Here is a 17,308-nt window from a genome sequence, read left to right as displayed (position 1 = left end):
TTCGTCCTGAGCCAGGATCAAACTCTCCGTGAATGTTTACCCGTAATCGGGTGACACTCGCGTTGAGCGGCACAGCCAGGCGGAATAAGCCCGGCCGTGCACAGCGTCCTCGCTGTGTTGTTGCCTGTCAGCCCACAAGGGACCGGCAGGACTTTCAAAGGAACCGCGTCCCGGCCATGAAGACCAGGGACGGGGTATTTTATAGTCTGGCGTTGACTTTTGGCACGCTGTTGAGTTCTCAAGGAACGGACGCTTCCTTTGTACTCACCCTCTCGGGCTTTCCTCCGGGCGCTTCCCTTCGGTATTTCGTGTTTCCAACCTTACCAGATCCGTTTTCCGTTCCGTTCCCGGTTCGGAATTCATTTCCGGCCCCCTGTTGGAGCGGGGTTTGCCTTCCAGCTTTTCGCTTTCCGGCTTCACCGACTTTATCAGAAGCGTTTCGGCCGAGCTAATCGGCGTTTTCGCTTCCCATAAGGAGAGTGAGGTTTGCTTCGTGCGAATTGGATCCGGCACCGAAGCGATTCAGATTCTAACCGTTGCGACCGGAGCTGTCCAGCTCCCGGCAACCGTTCGAATCTACCTCCCCGCGCCACCCGTGTCAACAGGTTTTGCGGAGCGAGTAGGACAGTACCAGGCCCGTACGGCCCAGCGCACATCGTCCCGTCGTCACTCGAAGGACGACGGAGGGCTCTCCAGCTCCTCCAGCTCGATGCCCGGTGCGGCAAGGACCACGTCGCCTGCCAGGTGCACGCTGTGCTGCTCGCCTGTCTCGAGGTCGCTGACCTGGTATTCGTCCACCATCAGCACGCCGTTGTCCGTGCTGTGCGGCGTCCTGGCGACCAGCGCCCACGCCTGGTCGAAGGTGCGGGGAGCCAGCGCGGGGGGCGTGAAGCCGACGAGGCGGACCCGTTTCGCGCCCTCGCCGGGGGCGGGCCGCAGCAGCCGGGCCAGGGCCACGTAGAAGGCCGGGGAGGCGCTGGTGAAGGCGTGGGCGGCCGCGTTGCCCTCGGTGGCGTGCTCGCCGCTCGGGTCCGTACGCACCCAGGTGACGCCGTCGAGGGCCGCGCCCCGCACCTGCCAGCTCGCCGCGTGCAGCTGGAGGCGGATCGGGCGGCCCAGGTCGTCGAGGGTCAGGTCGACGGAGCCGGCGTGGTCGCCGGCGGGGGCCGTGAGCTGGGAGACGTAGCGCCAGCCGGAGGGGCCGGTGGCGCAGTGGAAGTGCTCCTCGCCGAGCGGGGTGTGGTCGTGCGGGTCGTGGAGGGAGTAGCGGCCGCGGGGCATGGTGGGTCCTTGAACGAAAGCGGGACAGGCCCCCACCGAGGAGGGCGGGGGCCTGCGCGCCGGTTACCGCGGGGGCCGCCCGGCGGCGGCCCACCGCGGCGGGTGTCAGTAGCGGTAGTGGTCCGGCTTGTACGGGCCCTCGACCTTGACGCCGATGTAGGCGGCCTGCTCCGGGCGGAGCGTGGTCAGCTTGACGCCGAGCGCGTCGAGGTGGAGGCGGGCCACCTTCTCGTCGAGGAGCTTCGGCAGGACGTAGACGTCGGTCGGGTACGACTCCGGCTTGGTGAAGAGCTCGATCTGGGCCAGGGTCTGGTCCGCGAAGGAGTTCGACATCACGAAGGACGGGTGACCGGTGGCGTTGCCCAGGTTCAGCAGACGGCCCTCGGAGAGGACGATCAGGACCTTGCCGTCGGGGAACGTCCAGGTGTGGACCTGCGGCTTGACCTCGTCCTTGACGATGCCGGGGATCTTCGCGAGGCCGGCCATGTCGATCTCGTTGTCGAAGTGGCCGATGTTGCCCACGATGGCCTGGTGCTTCATTTTGGCCATGTCGGCGGCCATGATGATGTCCTTGTTGCCCGTGGTGGTGACGAAAATGTCGGCGGTCTCGACGACCTCGTCCAGGGTGGTGACCTGGAAGCCGTCCATCGCCGCCTGGAGGGCGTTGATCGGGTCAATCTCGGTGACGATGACCCGGGCGCCCTGGCCGCGCAGGGACTCCGCGCAGCCCTTGCCGACGTCGCCGTAGCCGCAGACGACCGCGACCTTGCCGCCGATGAGGACGTCGGTGGCGCGGTTGATGCCGTCGATCAGCGAGTGGCGGCAGCCGTACTTGTTGTCGAACTTCGACTTGGTGACGGCGTCGTTCACGTTGATCGCCGGGAAGAGCAGCGAGCCGGCCTGCTGCATCTCGTAGAGGCGGTGGACGCCGGTGGTGGTCTCCTCGGTGACGCCGCGGATCTCGGACGCCAGCTGGGTCCACTTCTGCGGGTTCTCACCCAGCGTGCGGTTGAGCAGCGTGAGGATCTGGGCGTACTCCTCGCTGTCGGCCGTCGACGGGTCCGGGGCCGCGCCGGCCTTCTCGAACTCGACGCCCTTGTGCACGAGGAGGGTGGCGTCGCCGCCGTCGTCCAGGATCATGTTGGGGCCGCCGGTGGCGGTGCCGGGCCAGGTCAGCGCCTGCTCCGTGCACCACCAGTACTCCTCCAGCGTCTCGCCCTTCCAGGCGAAGACCGGGACGCCCTGCGGGTTCTCCGGGGTGCCCTGCGGGCCGACGGCGATGGCCGCGGCGGCGTGGTCCTGGGTGGAGAAGATGTTGCAGGACGCCCAGCGCACCTGCGCGCCCAGGGCGACCAGCGTCTCGATGAGCACGGCCGTCTGCACCGTCATGTGCAGCGAGCCGGTGATACGGGCGCCCGCCAGCGGCTGCGCCTCCGCGTACTCCTTGCGGATCGCCATCAGACCGGGCATCTCGTGCTCGGCGAGGGTGATCTCCTTACGACCGAAAGCTGCCAGCGACAGGTCCGCGACCTTGAAGTCCTGGCCGGTGGAGGTGGTGGTCATACGGGCTGCTCCTCCTGAAGGGGCGAGCGAGGATGGGTACGGCTGTGCACGCGGTCAGTCTGCAGGGACGGTTGCCGCTCGGCAGGCGTCCGACACCTGTCCGGACACACCCGTCCCCTGGCCGCAGCGCAGTCCGTCGGAGGCCCTCTCTCCCTCGGCCGGTCCGTCGCGCGGGCCGCCCGACCGCCATCAGCAGCGACGTCTGGCTCTGGTCACGAATCTACACCGATGGTGGTGGTGAACCCCAGCCCCGTCCGGCCCTGTTCCGCCCGCGGAGGTCGTGATCGCTTTCCTCCGCAGGCGTCGTGTTGCAGGATTCGATCAACGCGTGGACGGGGGAACCGTCGGCGCTGCCGCGCGTGCCGATCGTGAGGAGATCCATGTGACCAGTCCAGCCGACCCCTCCGAGGGCGCGGGGGTCAGGGGGCCGGGGCTCAGGCTGCTGGCGGTGACCGCCTGTCCGACGGGTATCGCCCACACCTATATGGCGGCGGAGAAGCTGGCGCAGGCCGCCGAGGCGCTCGGTCATGAGATCAAGGTGGAGACGCAGGGGTCGATCGGGGCGGAGAACGTCTTGACCGACAACGATGTCAGGCAGGCGGACGGCATCATCGTCGCCGCCGACAAGGACGTCGACCTGAGCCGCTTCGCCGGGAAGCGGGTGCTGTCGGTCGGGGTGGCGGAGGGGATCCACCATCCGGAGCGGCTGATCGAGCGGGTGCGGAGCGCCCCGGTGTACGAGGGCTCTGGGGGCGGCGTGCCGCCGGCGGCCGCCGGGGGTGGTGGCAAGGAGCGCGGGGCCGTCTACAAGGCGCTGATGAACGGCGTCTCGTACATGATTCCCTTCGTGGTCGTCGGCGGGCTGCTGATCGCGGTGTCGCTCGCGCTGGGCGGCCATACGACGTCGCAGGGGATCGTCTTCGACAACTCCTTCTGGAAGTCCGTCAACGACATCGGCACCGTCGGCTTCACGCTGATGATCCCGATCCTCTCCGGCTATATCGCCTATGCGATCGGTGACCGGCCGGCGCTGGTGCCGGGCATGGTCGGGGGGTGGATCGCGGGGCACGGGGAGCTCTACGACAGCAAGGCGGGCGCGGGCTTCATCGGGGCGATCGCGACGGGTTTCCTGGCCGGTTATCTGGTCCGGTGGATCAAGAAGGTCGAGGTCCCGGCGTTCGTCCGGCCGATCATGCCGGTGATCGTGATCCCGGTGGTGGCGACGTCCGCGCTGGGCCTGTTCTTCATCTACGTGATCGGGCGGCCGATCTCCTGGGTGTTCGAGCATCTGACGAGCTGGCTGGGCGGGCTGACGGGGACGAGCGCGGCGCTGCTCGGTGTGCTGCTCGGCCTGATGATCGCTTTCGACATGGGCGGGCCGGTCAACAAGACGGCCTTCCTCTTCGGCGCCGGTCTGGTCTCCAAGAACCCGGAGATCATGGGGATGTGCGCGGCGGCGATTCCCGTACCGCCGCTCGGGCAGGGTCTCGCGACGCTGCTGCGGCGCCGGCTGTACACCGATCAGGAGCGGGAGACCGGTCTGGCGGCGCTGTTCATGGGCTTCTTCGGCATCACGGAGGGTGCGATCCCGTTCGCCGCCGCCCGGCCGGCGCGGGTGATTCCCGCCAACATGCTCGGCGGCGCGGTGGCGGGGGCGATCGCGGGGCTGGCGGCGGTGAAGGACAGCGTGCCGCATGGCGGTCCGATCGTGGCGGTGCTGGGGGCGGTCGGCGGGGTGCCGATGTTCTTCGTCGCGATCGCCGTCGGCATGGCGGTGACGGCGTTGACGACGGTCTCGCTGATGTCGCTGGGCGGCGCGCGGGCCACCGCGGTCGTTCCGGCGGCGGGGGTGGCGGCCGGCCCGCCGGAGGTTCCGCCGGCCACGGAGAGCGCGGCTCTTTCCGGTTACCTCACCGAGCGGACCGTACGGCCGCGGCTCGCGGCCTCCGGCAAGGAGGCGGCGATCCGGGAGATGGCCGGACTGCTCGCGGCCTCCGGCAAGGTGACGAACGTCGAGGGGCTCGTGCGCGCCGCGCTCGCCCGTGAGGAGCTGGGGACGACCGGGCTCGGTGAGGAGATCGCCGTTCCGCACGCCAAGACGGACGCGGTCTCGGCGCCGGTCGTGGGTTTCGCCCGGTCCCCGGAGGGGGTCGAGTGGGGGGCGCTGGATGGTACGAAGGCCCGGCTGATCTTCATGATCTCGGTGCCGACGGCCGCCGCGGGTGACGAGCATCTGCGGCTGCTGGCGATGCTGTCACGGAAGTTGATGGATCCGGCGTTCCGGGAGCGGTTGCTCGCGGCACAGGAGCCGGGGGAGATCGTGGAGGTGCTCCGGGAGGTCGGGTAGGGGCGCTCCCCCACCCGGCCCTCCGGGGCTTTCGTCAGTGGCGGGCGGGGCCGCCGGGGGTCGCCGCCGGGTCCTCGCCCGCCGCTGCCGCTTCCTCGCTGTAGATGTCGGGTTCGAGGTAGATCGCGCGGGCGATCGGGACGGCCTCGCGGATGCGGGCCTCGGCGGCGTCGATGGCGCGGGCGATCTCCACGGCGGTGTCGTCGTGCCGTACCGCGATCTTGGCCGCAACGAGCAGTTCCTCGGGGCCGAGGTGGAGGGTGCGCATGTGGATGACGCCGGTGACGGTGGCGCCGTCCACGGCGGCCGCGCGGATCTTCGCGATCTGCTCCGGGCCGGCCGCCTCGCCGAGCAGCAGGGACTTGGTCTCGGCGGCCAGGACGAGCGCGATCAGGACGAGCAGGATGCCGATGCACAGGGTGCCGATGCCGTCCCACACGCCGTCGCCGGTGGCGAGGGTCAGACTCACGCCGAGCAGGGCGAGGACGAGGCCGATGAGGGCGCCGAAGTCCTCCAGCAGGACGACGGGGAGCTCGGGGGCCTTGGCCGTGCGGATGAAGGTGCGCCATGACTGCTTGCCGCGCAGCGCGTTGGATTCCTTGATCGCGGTGCGGAAGGAGAAGCCCTCGGCGACGACGGCGAAGACCAGCACGGCGACCGGCCAGTACCAGTGCTCCAGCTCGTGCGGTTCCTTGATCTTCTCGTAGCCCTCGTAGAGCGCGAAGACGCCGCCGATGGTGAACAGGACGATGGAGACGAGGAATCCGTAGACGTAGCGCTCCCGGCCGTAGCCGAAGGGGTGCTCCTCGCTCGCCTTCTTCTCGGCCTTCCTGCCGCCGAGCAGGAGCAGCACCTGGTTGCCGGAGTCGGCGACCGAGTGCACTCCTTCGGCGAGCATCGACGACGAGCCGCTGAACGCGAACGCGACGAATTTCGCCACGGCGATGGCCATGTTGGCCCCCAACGCGGCGACGATGGCCTTGGTTCCGCCTGATGCGCTCATGGGTGCGGCATGTCCCTTTCGCCGGAGTGTTGCTTTGCTCTTCCTTTACGGCGGGTCATTGTCGCAGCCGTCGGGCGGTGCCCGGGTCAGACGGCGACCGTGGCGCGGAAGACGGTGGCGTCGTCGCCGGTGAGTTCGGCGCGCTCGTCGGCCCGTACGAAGGCGGACTCGCCGCGGCCGAGGCGCAGCTCGGTGCCGTCGGTGGTGCGCAGGGTCGCGGTGCCTCGGGTGCACAGGAGGATCTGCGGGGTGCCGAGGGGCAGGGCGGCGTGGGTTTCGGAGGCGGGTGCGAAGACGTGGCGGGAGAGGCGGAATTCGTCGACGGGTGTCGCGTAGACCTCTTCGCCGGCGGCGTCGGCCTCGGGGCGCAGGACGGCGGGTTCGGTGCTCTCGAAGCGGACGACGCGGAGCAGTTCGGGGACGTCGATGTGTTTCGGTGTGAGGCCGCAGCGCAGGACGTTGTCGGAGTTGGCCATGATTTCGACGCCGAGGCCGTCGAGGTAGGCGTGGGGGACGCCCGCGCCGAGGTAGAGGGCCTCGCCGGGGTTCAGGCGGACGTGGTTGAGGAGCATGGCGGCGATGACGCCGGGGTCGCCGGGGTAGTGGCGGGCGATGGCGGCGTAGGCGGCGTACGCGGCGCGGTGCGGGCCGTCCTGTGCGGCGAGGCGTTCGCAGGCGGCGGAGGCCGCGTGGACGGTGTCGGCGACGGCCGAGTGTTCGGCGGTCAGGACGGCGGTGAGGACCTCGCGCAGGGCGTCGGCCTCGGGCTGGGCGTGGAGGAGGTCGGCGTACGGCTTGAGGGAGTCGACGTCGAGGGCGGTGAGGAGCGCGGCCGTCCCGGCGGGGTCGCGGAAGCCGCAGAGGCCCTCGAAAGGGGTGAGGGCGCAGAGCAGTTCGGGTTTGTGGTTGGCGTCGCGGTAGGTGCGGTGGGGGGCGTCGGCGGGGATGCCGCGTGCTTCCTCGTCGGCGTATCCGGCCTTGGCCTGTTCGAGGTCGGGGTGGACCTGGAGGGAGAGCGGGGAGGCGGCGGCGAGGAGTTTGAGCAGGAAGGGCAGCTGGGGTCCGAAGCGGCGTACGGTCGCGGGGCCGAGTTCGGCTTCCGGTGCGTCGGCGATGGTGTCGCACAGGGGCCGGGGTCCGGTGCCGCGGTCGACGCGGGAGGGGGCGCCGGGGTGGGCGCCCATCCAGAGCTCGGCCTGGGGTTCGCCGGTGGGGGTGGTGCCGAGGAGCTCGGGGATCGCGGTGGTGGAGCCCCAGGCGTAGGGGCGCACGGTGTTGGCGAGGCGGTCCATGGGGCGGGTTCCTGACTGTTCGTACGGCTGGCGTCGTGTTCACGAGCCCGGTCGTCGGTCACGGGTCCGTGCCGTTCCCCGCGTTCTACGGGGTGGAGGCGAGCGCCAGATAGACGGCGGCGAAATCCGTGATGGCGAGCAGTTCCGCGGCGGTCTCCAGGGGCGTGCTGCCCTCGGTGGGCTCGAGCTCGCTGAGGGGGGTCTCGCGCTGGAGGACGAATTCGCGGGCGGCGGGTCCGGGTGAGGTGATGTCGGGCTCGCGCTCGCGGAGCAGGACGACGCGGGCGTGCAGGGCCTCGGGGTCCTCGACGCGGTCGCGGAAGAAGTCCTCGGGGTCGGCGCCGGCGGCGAAGTCCCCGGCGAGCAGGGCGCCGTGCGCGGTCAGTGCCTCGGGCAGCTGGGCGGCGAGCGCGGGGCGGCCGGAGAGCGCGGCGAGGACGGTGGCGAAGTGGCGGCCGACGGCGCCTGCGATGTCGCCCTCGGACCAGATCAGCGGGAGGGTGCCCGCGAGCTCGGCCGCGAGGGTCTTGGCGGGGTTGCTGTAGGTGGCGTGGGCGGGGCCGCAGACCTCGGCGACCTGGTCGAGCCGGTCGGCGAGGGATTCGATAGAGCCCTGGTCGGCGGCGAGCAGGCCGATGCGGTCGGCGAGGGCGAGGAGCGGGGTGAGCAGGGACCAGAGGGTGCCGGGGCCGGCGGGGAGCCCGGCCGTGCCGCCGGTGGCCTCGGCGCCGCCGGCGCGCGCCTCACCGGGGGCGGCGGTCAGCGGGATCGTCAGGCCGCGCGCCTGCTCGGTGGCGTCGGCCAGGGGGGTGCCGTCGGGGGTGACGCAGACGACGGAGCAGCCTCGGCGGTACGCCTGTTCCAGGAGGATCGCGAGGCCGGGTTCCGTGCCGTCGGGGGTGGCGACGAGCAGCAGGTCGAGCGGGCCCGTCCAGCCGGGGAGCGTCCAGCTCAGGGCGCCGGGGGCGGGGGCGACGCCGGTGGGGCGGATCAGGGTGACCGGGGCGCTGCCGCCGGCGAGTGCCGTGAGCAGGTCGGCGACGCAGCCCGCGCCGGGGGCGGGCCCGGCGACGAGGAGGGCGCGCGGGTGGCCGTCCGGGTGGAGCGCGCCGATGCCCGCTTCGGCGGCGTTGCGGGCGGCCGTGCGGACCCGGGCGCCGGATTCCGCGGCGCCGCGCAGGAGGCCGTGGAGATCGGCTCGGGACAGGGCTTCCGGGTCATCGAGGAGTGACTCGTCGAACACCGTTGATCAGCCTCCGATCGCCGTGGCGTACGCCGTACGGGTGTGTGCCGGGCCGGGCGGGCGTCAGGCGGGGCGCCGGGCCTCGTCGACGAGCAGGACGGGGATGCCGTCGCGCACGGGGTAGGCCAGGCCGCAGCTCTTGCTCTCGCACACCAGCTCGGCGGCCTGCTCTTCCTCGTGGAGGGGTGCGTGGCACTCCGGGCAGGCGAGGATCTCCAGAAGACCGGCTTCGAGCGGCATGGGGGTTCCCTTCGGCGTGTGCGTCCCTTGCCCGGCCAGCGTAGTCGCTCCCGCTGGGGGTGGCGGATATCCGGGGCGGCCGGGGGCCTGGTCGTGGCTTCGCGGGTGGCGGGCCGATTGCCGGCCCGCCCGTCCTTTTCCGCTCTTCCGGCCGCTAGGCGCGGACGAGGGAGAGGACCTCGTCGCGGAGGCGGGCCACCGTTTCGGCGTCGCGTGCCTCGACGTTCAGGCGGAGGAGCGGCTCGGTGTTGGAGGCGCGGAGGTTGAACCACCAGTCGGCGGCCGTCACGGTCAGGCCGTCGAGCTCGTCGAGCTCGACGCCGTCGCGGTTCGCGTACGCCGCCTTGACCGCCGCGGCCCGCCCGGCCTGGTCGGCGACGGTGCTGTTGATCTCGCCGGAGGCGGCGTAGCGGTCGTACTGCGCGACGAGCCGGGACAGCGGTTCGTCCTGGCCGCCGAGCGCCGCGAGCACGTGCATCGCGGCGAGCATGCCGGTGTCGGCGTTCCAGAAGTCGCGGAAGTAGTAGTGCGCGGAGTGCTCGCCGCCGAAGATCGCGCCGGTGCGGGCCATCTCCTCCTTGATGAAGGAGTGCCCCACGCGGGTGCGTACGGCCTTGCCGCCGTTCTCCGCGACGACCTCGGGCACCGACCAGGAGGTGATGAGGTTGTGGATGACCGTGCCGCCGGGGTGCTTGGCGAGCTCGCGGGCGGCGACCAGGGCGGTGATGGCGGAGGGCGAGACGGGGTCGCCGTTCTCGTCGATCACGAAGCAGCGGTCGGCGTCGCCGTCGAAGGCCAGCCCGAGGTCGGCGCCGACCTCGCGCACGCGTGCCTGGAGGTCGACGAGGTTCTTCGGGTCGAGGGGGTTGGCCTCGTGGTTGGGGAAGGTGCCGTCCAACTCGAAGTACATCGCGTCGAGTTCGATCGGCAGGCCGTCGAAGACTGTCGGGACGGTGTGGCCGCCCATGCCGTTGCCCGCGTCCACCACGACCTTCAGCGGGCGGATGCCCGACAGGTCGACGAGGCCGCGCAGGTGCCGCGCGTAGTCGCCGAGGACGTCCCGCGCGGTGATCGTGCCGGGGGTGGCGGCGGGCTCGGGCGCGCCGGTCTCCGCCCACCGCTCCACGAGCGCGCGGATGTCGGAGAGGCCGGTGTCCTGGCCGACGGGGGCCGCGCCGGACCGGCACATCTTGATGCCGTTGTACTGCGCGGGGTTGTGCGAGGCGGTGAACATCGCGCCGGGCAGGCCGAGGGCGCCGCTGGCGAAGTACAGCTCGTCGGTCGAGCAGAGCCCGATCTCGGTGACGTCGACGCCGAGCGCCGCGGCGCCGCGCGCGAAGGCCCGGGAGAGACCGGGCGAGGAGGGGCGCATGTCGTGCCCGGTCACGATCGCGTCCGCGCCGGTGACACGGGCGAAGGCGGCGCCGAACAGCTCGGCCAGCGGCTCGTCCCACTGGTCGGGGACGACACCGCGGACGTCGTACGCCTTCACGATCTGCGACAGATCAGCCACAGCCAACCCCTCCTGGAGTCCTGTACGGAGAACACAAACCTACCTGGAGGCAATGACAATCCGGGCACCGGAGGAGGGGAAGGCCGGGTGTGGACGGGTGTTGACAGCCGGGACCGCGGCCGGAGAGGGGCGGCGGGGCGTCAGGAGTCGGGCGAGCGCAGGACCCTGAGGTGGCCTCGGCGGGCGACCTCCATGGGGTCGGCCTCACGGCCGCCGGGCGCCGGAGCGCCCTCCGGTGCCGTCAGGCGCTCCTGCGGGCGGGCCGCTTCGCGCACGGCGTTGGCCAGCGCTTCGAGGTCGTCGCCGCTGGGGCGGGCGGGGCCGGTGTCGAGGGCGAGCCGGACGACGTCCCAGCCGCGGGGCGCGGTCAGGCGCTCGGAGTGCTCGGCGCACAGGTCGTAGCAGTGGGGCTCGGCGTAGGTGGCGAGCGGTCCGAGAACGGCGGTCGAATCGGCGTAGACGTACGTCAGCGTCGCGACGGCCGGGCGGCCGCACGCAGTGCGCGAACAGCGACGTACAGGGCTCACGAGGTTGGACGGTACCGCACTCTTGAGCGGTCCGCGACGACTCACCCCCGGCTCACTCCTCCGTGTCGGCTCCGATCGCCTGGTGGACGCCGCCTCCGTACCGCCTGGTTGAGCTGTGCGGAGGCCCTGAGGGCGCGGCACGCGGGCGGTGAAATCTGTCATCAAGCTGTCCACACAGTGTCCTTCAACGAGCACGGTGCCGTCCTGCACATGGCCGTAATTGATCGCAGAAGTGACCGAAACATTCATTCAGCGACATTCGGCTGATATGCGATCACTACGTGCACACAGCCGGGCGGCGGCTACCCTCGGGAGTGATGGACAGCCCCGTACCTCCTCCGGTCACCTCCGGAGGCGCCCCCAGCCCCGCCGGGCCGCGCCCGCGGCACCGCGACCGTCACGGACGCGGCATGCGCGGACCGATCGCCCCGCCCCAAGTGCCGCTGTCGGTCAGCCGGGGCGAGGCGTTCGTCGACCTGGTGCACGACTCCGCGGAACGGCTGGAGCGGCTCTGGCCACAGCTGTCCGCGGTCGACTTCGTCGTGCGCGAGGTTCCGGTGACCACCCGTGACGGGCGCGGCACGATGAGCGAAGCCGAGGAGCTCGACGCCTTCGAGTTCGACGGCGAGACGGTGCCGCTCGGCCGGTACGTCGCGGCGCACGGCGACACCCCGGACCGGATCGTGATCTACCGGCGGCCGGTGGAGATCCGCACCAAGGGCCGGGACGAGCGCGCGCTGCTCGTGCACGAGGTCGTGGTGGAGCAGGTCGCCGAACTCCTCGGGCTGGCACCGGAGTCGGTGGATCCGCGCTACGGCCAGGACTGACCGCCCCACCGGCGGACGACGCCAACATCCCGTCCCGCGCCGGAGGTTTGAACGCCGGTGACGCACTGACTGTCGGAGGCTGACGGCCGGAGACCGGAGGTGACGGTTGGCCGGCTCACCGGTTCAGCATCGACAGGTCCTGCCCGGCCTCCGGGACGGCCACCGTGGAGCGGTCGTCCGGGACGGGCTGGATCGTGAACATCGGCACGCCGTCCTTGGGCAGCGCGAGCATCCGCGAGGCGTGCACCGGGCCGCCCGAGACCTTCTCCACGGTCACCGCGTAGCTCCCCTTCGCGCCGGAGGGCTCCGGCGGCTCCACGGACAGCGTGGTGCCCGGCTTGACGGTGTACGTCTTGCTGACGGTGCCACCGCCGTCGCTGCCCGCCGAGGAGGTGACCTTCACCTGGGCCGCCTCCTTGCCGGGCGCGACCAGGGCGAGGGTGCTGCTCTTCACGCGGTTGTCGGCGACCGTGCCGCGCTTGTCGACCGGCGGGGTGGCCGCGATGAAGGCCGTCTCCTGCTTGTCGTCCTTGCCGCGGGTGACCCGCAGCGCGGCGACCACCGGCGTGCCGCCGCCGTCCGCGTCGAGCAGCAGCGAGCCCGCCTCGCCGCGGGTGATGTCGCCGAGGTCGACGGCCGTCGTCATGCCGCTCTTGACGTGCACGCTCTCGTGACCGGCCGGGGTGATCGCGCTGTTCGCCCCGGCGAAACGCAGCTTCAGGTCGGCGTCGTCGGAGCCGGGCGCGAAGACGTAGAGGCGGACGGACGTGGCGTCGGCCGGGATGCCCGGCAGCACGGCGCCGGGTGACGCCTCGCCGGAGGGCGGCAGCCAGTCGCCGCCGAGCTTCTCGTCGGACGCCTGGAGCGCGGCCCCCACCCGTCCGGAGCGGGCGGCCACATGGAGCGTCGCATTCTCCGTGGGGGTGTCCGTGAGGGTCGACAGAAGCACCGGCACGGTGGAGCGCGGCGGGACGTTGATGCCCTCGCCCGCGGCGGCCTGGATCCGGCCGTCCTTGCCGTACATCTCCAGGTCGACGACGGCGGGGGTGCTGTCCGGGTTGGTCAGGTGGACGTAGTCCTGACGGCCCTTGACGGTGCTCGCGCCCGGGAACCAGAAGGACGTGTCGGGTGCCGTGCAGGTGAGCCCGTGCAGTCCGCGCCCGCTGCCCGCGCTCACCACGGTGCTCTGCTGCACGGTCCAGCCGGGGGCGAGCGTGCCGTCGGCGGTGCCGATGAGGGCGGGGGCGTCGGAGCGGTCCGTGGTGGCGGTGACGGGCTTGCCGGCCTCCTTCAGGGACAGCACCGTCGCACCGGCCGCCACCGCGCCCTGGTCGTCCTTCTTCTTGCCCTTGGCGTCGGACTTGGCGTCGGACTTGGCATCGTCCTTCTTGGCCGGGCCCGCCGCCGTGCCGCTCGCCGCCAGCAGGTCCGCGGTGGCCTTGCGCGCGCCCGCGCGGGCGGTCGCTCCGGCCGGCGTGAAGGAGGTGTACGTCGTCTCCCCGACGTCCGAGGACGTGGGCGCCGGGCAGAGCCGCATCGAGCGCTCCACGGGCAGCCGGGCGGGCGCCTTAGCGGCCGTGCCGGCGGTGCCCGACGGCGCTTCGAGCACGGCGACACCGGTGACCGCGGCGAGCGCCGCCACCGCGCCGAACAGGGACAGGGTGGTGCGCTTCACTGCTGCTCGCTCCCGTCGCGGTGCCGGTGCTGCTGGTGGCCACCGTCGCCGTACGTCGTGTCGTAGTGCTGCTGTCCGTAGCTGTACGGGTCGTACGCCCCCGCCGCGTACGGATCGGCGGGATAGTGCGCCTGCTGCGCGTAGTCACCGCCCTGCTGCTGGTACGAGCCGTCGTAGGCGCCTTCCTGATAGGGCTGCTGGTCGTACGTCCCGTAGCTCTGCGCGTCGTCCCACTGGCCGTACTGCTGCTGTTGCGGGACCGCGGCGTAGGGATCGGCGGCGTAGGGATCGGCGGTCTGCTGTGCGTACGGGTCGGCGGCCGGCTCGGCCGCGGGGGGCTCCGGTGCGGCGGGAGGGGGCGTCGCCCCGGCCTCCGCGGCGGCGCGCAGGCGGCGGGCCCTGCGGCCCTCTCCGGCGGCCGGCTGCGCGGGGACGGAGGGCGCGGCGGGCGCGGGTGCCGCTGCCACCGGGGCGCCGGTCTCCGGCAGGTCGTCGTCGACCTCGCGGCGGCGGCCCGGGAGGGCGAGCACCACCAGGACGGCGGCGAGGAGCCCCTGCGTCCAGAGCCATGCCGTGTGCGCCAGGGGGGCCTGATAGGTCAGGGCGAGCTTGCCGCCTCCGGCGGGCAGTTCGAAGCCCTGCGCCCAGCCGTCGACGGTGGTGCGCTTGAGCGCGCGGCCGTCGAGAGTGGCCTGCCAGCCGGGCGCGGCCTTGTCGGCGACGCGCAGGACGCGGCCCTGGGGGCCGTCCGGGACGGTGGTGTGCGCCTCGACGGGGCCGGAGGCGACCGTCACGGGGGCGGACTGCTGCGCGGCGTTCTGCCCGGCGCCGGGGACGATCGTGACGCGGGCGACGTCACGGTCGACCCGCCACAGCGAGCTGCGGTCCTGGCGGCTGAGCCGGGTGAGGCCGGGGGTGGTGTCCAGGACCCGGCCCGTCGAGCGCGGCGCGCTGTCGCGTACGAGGACGTAGCCGACGGCGTAGTCGCCGAGCAGGCCCGCCTGGTCGGCTCCGGAGCCCGCCACGAGGCCGGCGACGACGGCGTCGAGCTTCTTGTCGCGCCCGGCGGCCACGGCCAGTTCGGCGTCGCCGGTCCGGGCGCCGGAGCCCCGGACCAGGGCGTAGCCGACGTGCCCGGCGGTGCCGTCGAGCACCAGGGTGCGGGCCTGGTCGCGGGTGCCCGCCTCCTCCGCGACGAACGCCGGGACCTGCTCCGGGGAGCGCCGTTCGAGCGGTCCGTCGGCACCGGCCACCATCCACACGGCGGCGGCGACGAGCGGGCCCGCGGCGGCCGTCAGGGCGATCAGGGCGGCGACGGGCTGGCGCCAGCCGAAGCTGAGCGCGGCGACGCGCTCGCGGGCGCCCTCGGCGCCCACGACGGCCGCGGCGACGAGCGCCAGGCAGTAGACCAGGGTCGCGGGCCCGGCCCAGCCGCTGCCGTTCGCCAGGGCGGCGCAGAGGAGGGCGGCGAGCGCCGCCGTCCAGGCCGTACGGACGGCGCGGGCCCGGTCGGCGCGCAGCAGGGCGGCGAGGGCGGCCAGGACGACTCCGGCGAACAGCAGGCCGCCGAAGGTCTTCGGGCCGCCCGGGTCACCCGCGAGGAGGTGCCAGGGAGCGGTCGTGCCGTGCCCCTGGTCGATGCCCGCCTCGGCGAAGAAGCGGCCGGGGTCGGTGAACAGGCCGAGCGACCAGGGGGCGAGCACGAGGAGGGGGGTGAGGACCACGGCGAGGAAGCGTGGCCCGTGCAGGGTCAGCCGGGCGGCGCCGCCCCGTACGGCGTGCACGGCGAGCGCGCCGAGGCCCAGGACGACGGCGAGCGGCCAGACGACCGGGGTGAAGGCGGTGGTGACGGTGAGCAGGAGCGCGTACGTCCAGGAGGCGCGCCAGGTGGGGCGGGCGGTGGGGACGCGCAGCGCGGTGGCGGCGACGGCCGCGCGGGCCATCAGCGGCAGCAGGATCGCGAGGACGGCGGTGCCGAGCCGGCCGGTGGCAAGGGCGCCGGTGGCGGCGGGCAGGAAGGCGTACGCGACGCTCGCCCAGGCGCGCAGCAGGCGGGAGGAGACGAGCGGGCGGGAGGCGAAGTAGGCGGTGAGTCCGGCCAGGGGCACGGAGCAGACCAGCAGGAGGGTGAGGGTGAAGCCGGTGGAGCCGAGGAAGAGGGTGCCGAGGGCGGCGAGTACGGCCAGGTAGGGAGGCGCGCTGCCGGTGTTGCCGACGCCGACGGGGTGCCAGCCGCTGGTGTAGCGCGCCCAGAGGCCGGAGACGCCGTCGGGGACGGGCAGCAGGGCGCCGCCGGACAGCGAGCCGCCGCCGAACAGCGCGCGGCAGGCGATCACCGAGACGAGCAGCAGGAGAGCGAAGAGGACGGGGGCCGGCTTGCGGGCGATGCGCCGCAGCCGGGTGAACTGTTCGACCTCCAGGGAGTCCGCGTCGTCGCCGCCCGGTCCGGATTCGACGGCTCCGGCGGCTCCGTGGCGTCCGGCGGAGGAGAGTTCGGCTTCGGAGCGGCCGGTCAGGTTGCTCGCGAGCTGTTCGACGGTGGCCCGGACGGTCGCGCCGGGCGGGGGGAACAGCGGCCGCAGTTCGCTCGTGGCGACGGCGGGCGCGCCCCGCCGCTTGCGGGCGGCGCGGAGCCGTCCGGGGCGCAGCAGGGTGCCGAAGAGTCCGGTGAGTTCGTCGAGCGCCTGGCCGGGGGCCTTGCCGAGGAGGTAGCCGAGGGTGCGCAGCAGGGTGCCGAGGACGAGGCGGAGCATGACGTACGGCAGGAGCGGGCCGCGGGTGTTGGCGAGGAGGGCGTAGACGGCGCCCGCCTTGTCGACGCGGTGGGGGTTCACGGCGGAGCGGCCGGCGCAGTCGACGGGGCGGCGTTCGCGGGCGGCGGCCTCGGCGTGCCGCATGACGGCGTCGGGGGCGACGAGCACGCGGTGACCGGCGGCGTGGGCGCGCCAGCACAGGTCGATGTCGTCGCGCATGAGGGGCAGCCGGGGGTCGAAGCCGCCGAGCTGTTCGTAGACGTCGCGGCGGACGAGCATGCCCGCGGTGGAGACGGCGAGCACGGGCCGGATCTGGTCGTGCTGGCCCTGGTCCTGTTCGCGGCGCTCCAGGCCGGTCCAGCGGCGGCCGCTGCGGGCGATGGAGACGCCGACCTCGAGCAGCTGTCTGCGGTCGTACCAGCTGCGGAGCTTGGGGCCGATGACGGCGGCGTCGGGTTCGGCGTCGGCGACGCGCAGCAGTTCGTGCAGGGCGCCGGGTTCGGGGGCGCAGTCGTCGTGGAGGAGCCAGAGCCACTGGACGGGGTCGAGGTCGTCGTGCCGGTGGTCGGCGCGGCCGCCCTGGTCGTAGGGGTCCTCCTGCCAGGTGCGGCTGACGGGGTCCCAGCCGCTGGAGCGCTTGAGGTAGGGCAGTTCGCCGGGGTCCGGTGCGGGGACCGCGCGGACGGCCTCGTCGACGGCGGCGCCGAATCCGGCGCGGCGGGCGAGGTGCAGGACGCGGTCGGCGCCGAGGGCCTCGGCGAGCAGTCGCGCGGAGTCGTCGGTGCTGCTGGTGTCGGCGGCGACGGCGCTCTGGACGGGCCGTTCCTGGCCGAGCAGTCCGGTCAGCGCGTCGGGCAGCCAGCGGGCGCCGTCGTGGGCGACGAGCACGGCGGTCACGACGTGGCGCGGGAACGCCGGGGGGACTGCGGGATCGAACGTGGCAGAGGTGGCCGGATAGTGGGCCGCCGTATTGCTGTGCACGGACATCGAGGTACGGGCCCTCCGGCCGGGGTCCGGGGGTCGCCCCCCGGAGGACTGCTGTGC

12 protein-coding genes are annotated in these 17,308 nt (G+C 72.7%); 2 read left to right on the top strand and 10 right to left on the bottom strand.

Features of this window, described 5'->3' with window-relative positions; genetic code table 11:
- Positions 1-666: 666 nt before the first annotated feature.
- Complete coding sequence (locus ACZ4A5_RS15995; protein ID WP_467583241.1) at positions 667-1,281, bottom strand: hypothetical protein; 615 nt, start codon at positions 1,279-1,281, stop codon at positions 667-669.
- Between the two features lie 105 nt (positions 1,282-1,386).
- Complete coding sequence (gene ahcY, locus ACZ4A5_RS15990; RefSeq protein WP_467583238.1) at positions 1,387-2,844, bottom strand: adenosylhomocysteinase; 1,458 nt, start codon at positions 2,842-2,844, stop codon at positions 1,387-1,389.
- Positions 2,845-3,226: 382 nt separating this feature from the next.
- Here ahcY and ACZ4A5_RS15985 point away from each other — a divergent pair, with 382 nt between their 5' ends.
- Positions 3,227-5,191 (top strand): fructose-specific PTS transporter subunit EIIC, encoded by a 1,965-nt coding sequence (locus tag ACZ4A5_RS15985; RefSeq protein WP_467583235.1) that lies wholly within the window; start codon positions 3,227-3,229, stop codon positions 5,189-5,191.
- Positions 5,192-5,225: 34 nt separating this feature from the next.
- Here the strand turns inward: ACZ4A5_RS15985 and ACZ4A5_RS15980 are convergent, their stop codons facing one another.
- The 6 genes from ACZ4A5_RS15980 to ACZ4A5_RS15955 form a co-directional block, all read right to left on the bottom strand.
- Positions 5,226-6,194 carry a cation diffusion facilitator family transporter gene (locus ACZ4A5_RS15980; RefSeq protein ID WP_467583232.1) on the bottom strand — a complete coding sequence of 323 codons (969 nt, stop codon included), beginning with the start codon at positions 6,192-6,194 and terminating at the stop codon, positions 5,226-5,228.
- An 86-nt stretch (positions 6,195-6,280) separates the two neighbouring features.
- Positions 6,281-7,486, bottom strand: a complete 1,206-nt coding sequence (gene manA / locus ACZ4A5_RS15975) for a mannose-6-phosphate isomerase, class I (RefSeq protein ID WP_467583229.1) — start codon at positions 7,484-7,486, stop codon at positions 6,281-6,283.
- Between the two features lie 85 nt (positions 7,487-7,571).
- The gene (locus tag ACZ4A5_RS15970; RefSeq protein ID WP_467583226.1) at positions 7,572-8,729 is read right to left on the bottom strand and encodes an SIS domain-containing protein; all 1,158 of its coding nucleotides are present in this window, start codon (positions 8,727-8,729) and stop codon (positions 7,572-7,574) included.
- A 63-nt stretch (positions 8,730-8,792) separates the two neighbouring features.
- Positions 8,793-8,969, bottom strand: coding sequence for a Trm112 family protein (locus ACZ4A5_RS15965; protein WP_116212094.1), 177 nt, complete (start codon positions 8,967-8,969; stop codon positions 8,793-8,795).
- Positions 8,970-9,123: 154 nt separating this feature from the next.
- Positions 9,124-10,482, bottom strand: coding sequence for a phosphomannomutase/phosphoglucomutase (locus ACZ4A5_RS15960; RefSeq protein WP_467583223.1), 1,359 nt, complete (start codon positions 10,480-10,482; stop codon positions 9,124-9,126).
- A 140-nt stretch (positions 10,483-10,622) separates the two neighbouring features.
- Positions 10,623-11,054 (bottom strand): DUF3499 domain-containing protein, encoded by a 432-nt coding sequence (locus ACZ4A5_RS15955; protein ID WP_467583220.1) that lies wholly within the window; start codon positions 11,052-11,054, stop codon positions 10,623-10,625.
- A gap of 272 nt (positions 11,055-11,326) precedes the next feature.
- On the opposite strand from ACZ4A5_RS15955, the gene ACZ4A5_RS15950 reads away from it, so the two are divergent.
- A complete protein-coding gene (locus tag ACZ4A5_RS15950; protein ID WP_467583218.1) occupies positions 11,327-11,836 on the top strand; it encodes a metallopeptidase family protein in 510 nt (169 codons plus the stop codon).
- A gap of 115 nt (positions 11,837-11,951) precedes the next feature.
- On the opposite strand, the gene ACZ4A5_RS15945 is transcribed toward ACZ4A5_RS15950, so the two are convergent.
- Entirely contained in the window at positions 11,952-13,511 is a 1,560-nt protein-coding gene (locus tag ACZ4A5_RS15945; protein WP_467583216.1) for a DUF5719 family protein, read from the bottom strand.
- On the bottom strand, positions 13,508-17,251 hold the full coding sequence (locus ACZ4A5_RS15940; RefSeq protein WP_467583213.1) for a glycosyltransferase: 3,744 nt from the start codon (positions 17,249-17,251) through the stop codon (positions 13,508-13,510). The genes ACZ4A5_RS15945 and ACZ4A5_RS15940 overlap by 4 nt, the downstream gene beginning before the upstream one ends.
- Between the last annotated feature and the right edge of the window lie 57 nt (positions 17,252-17,308).

The organism is Streptomyces sp. NPDC025618, from assembly GCF_055558795.1.
This window is presented reverse-complemented; position numbering and strand designations above follow the sequence as displayed.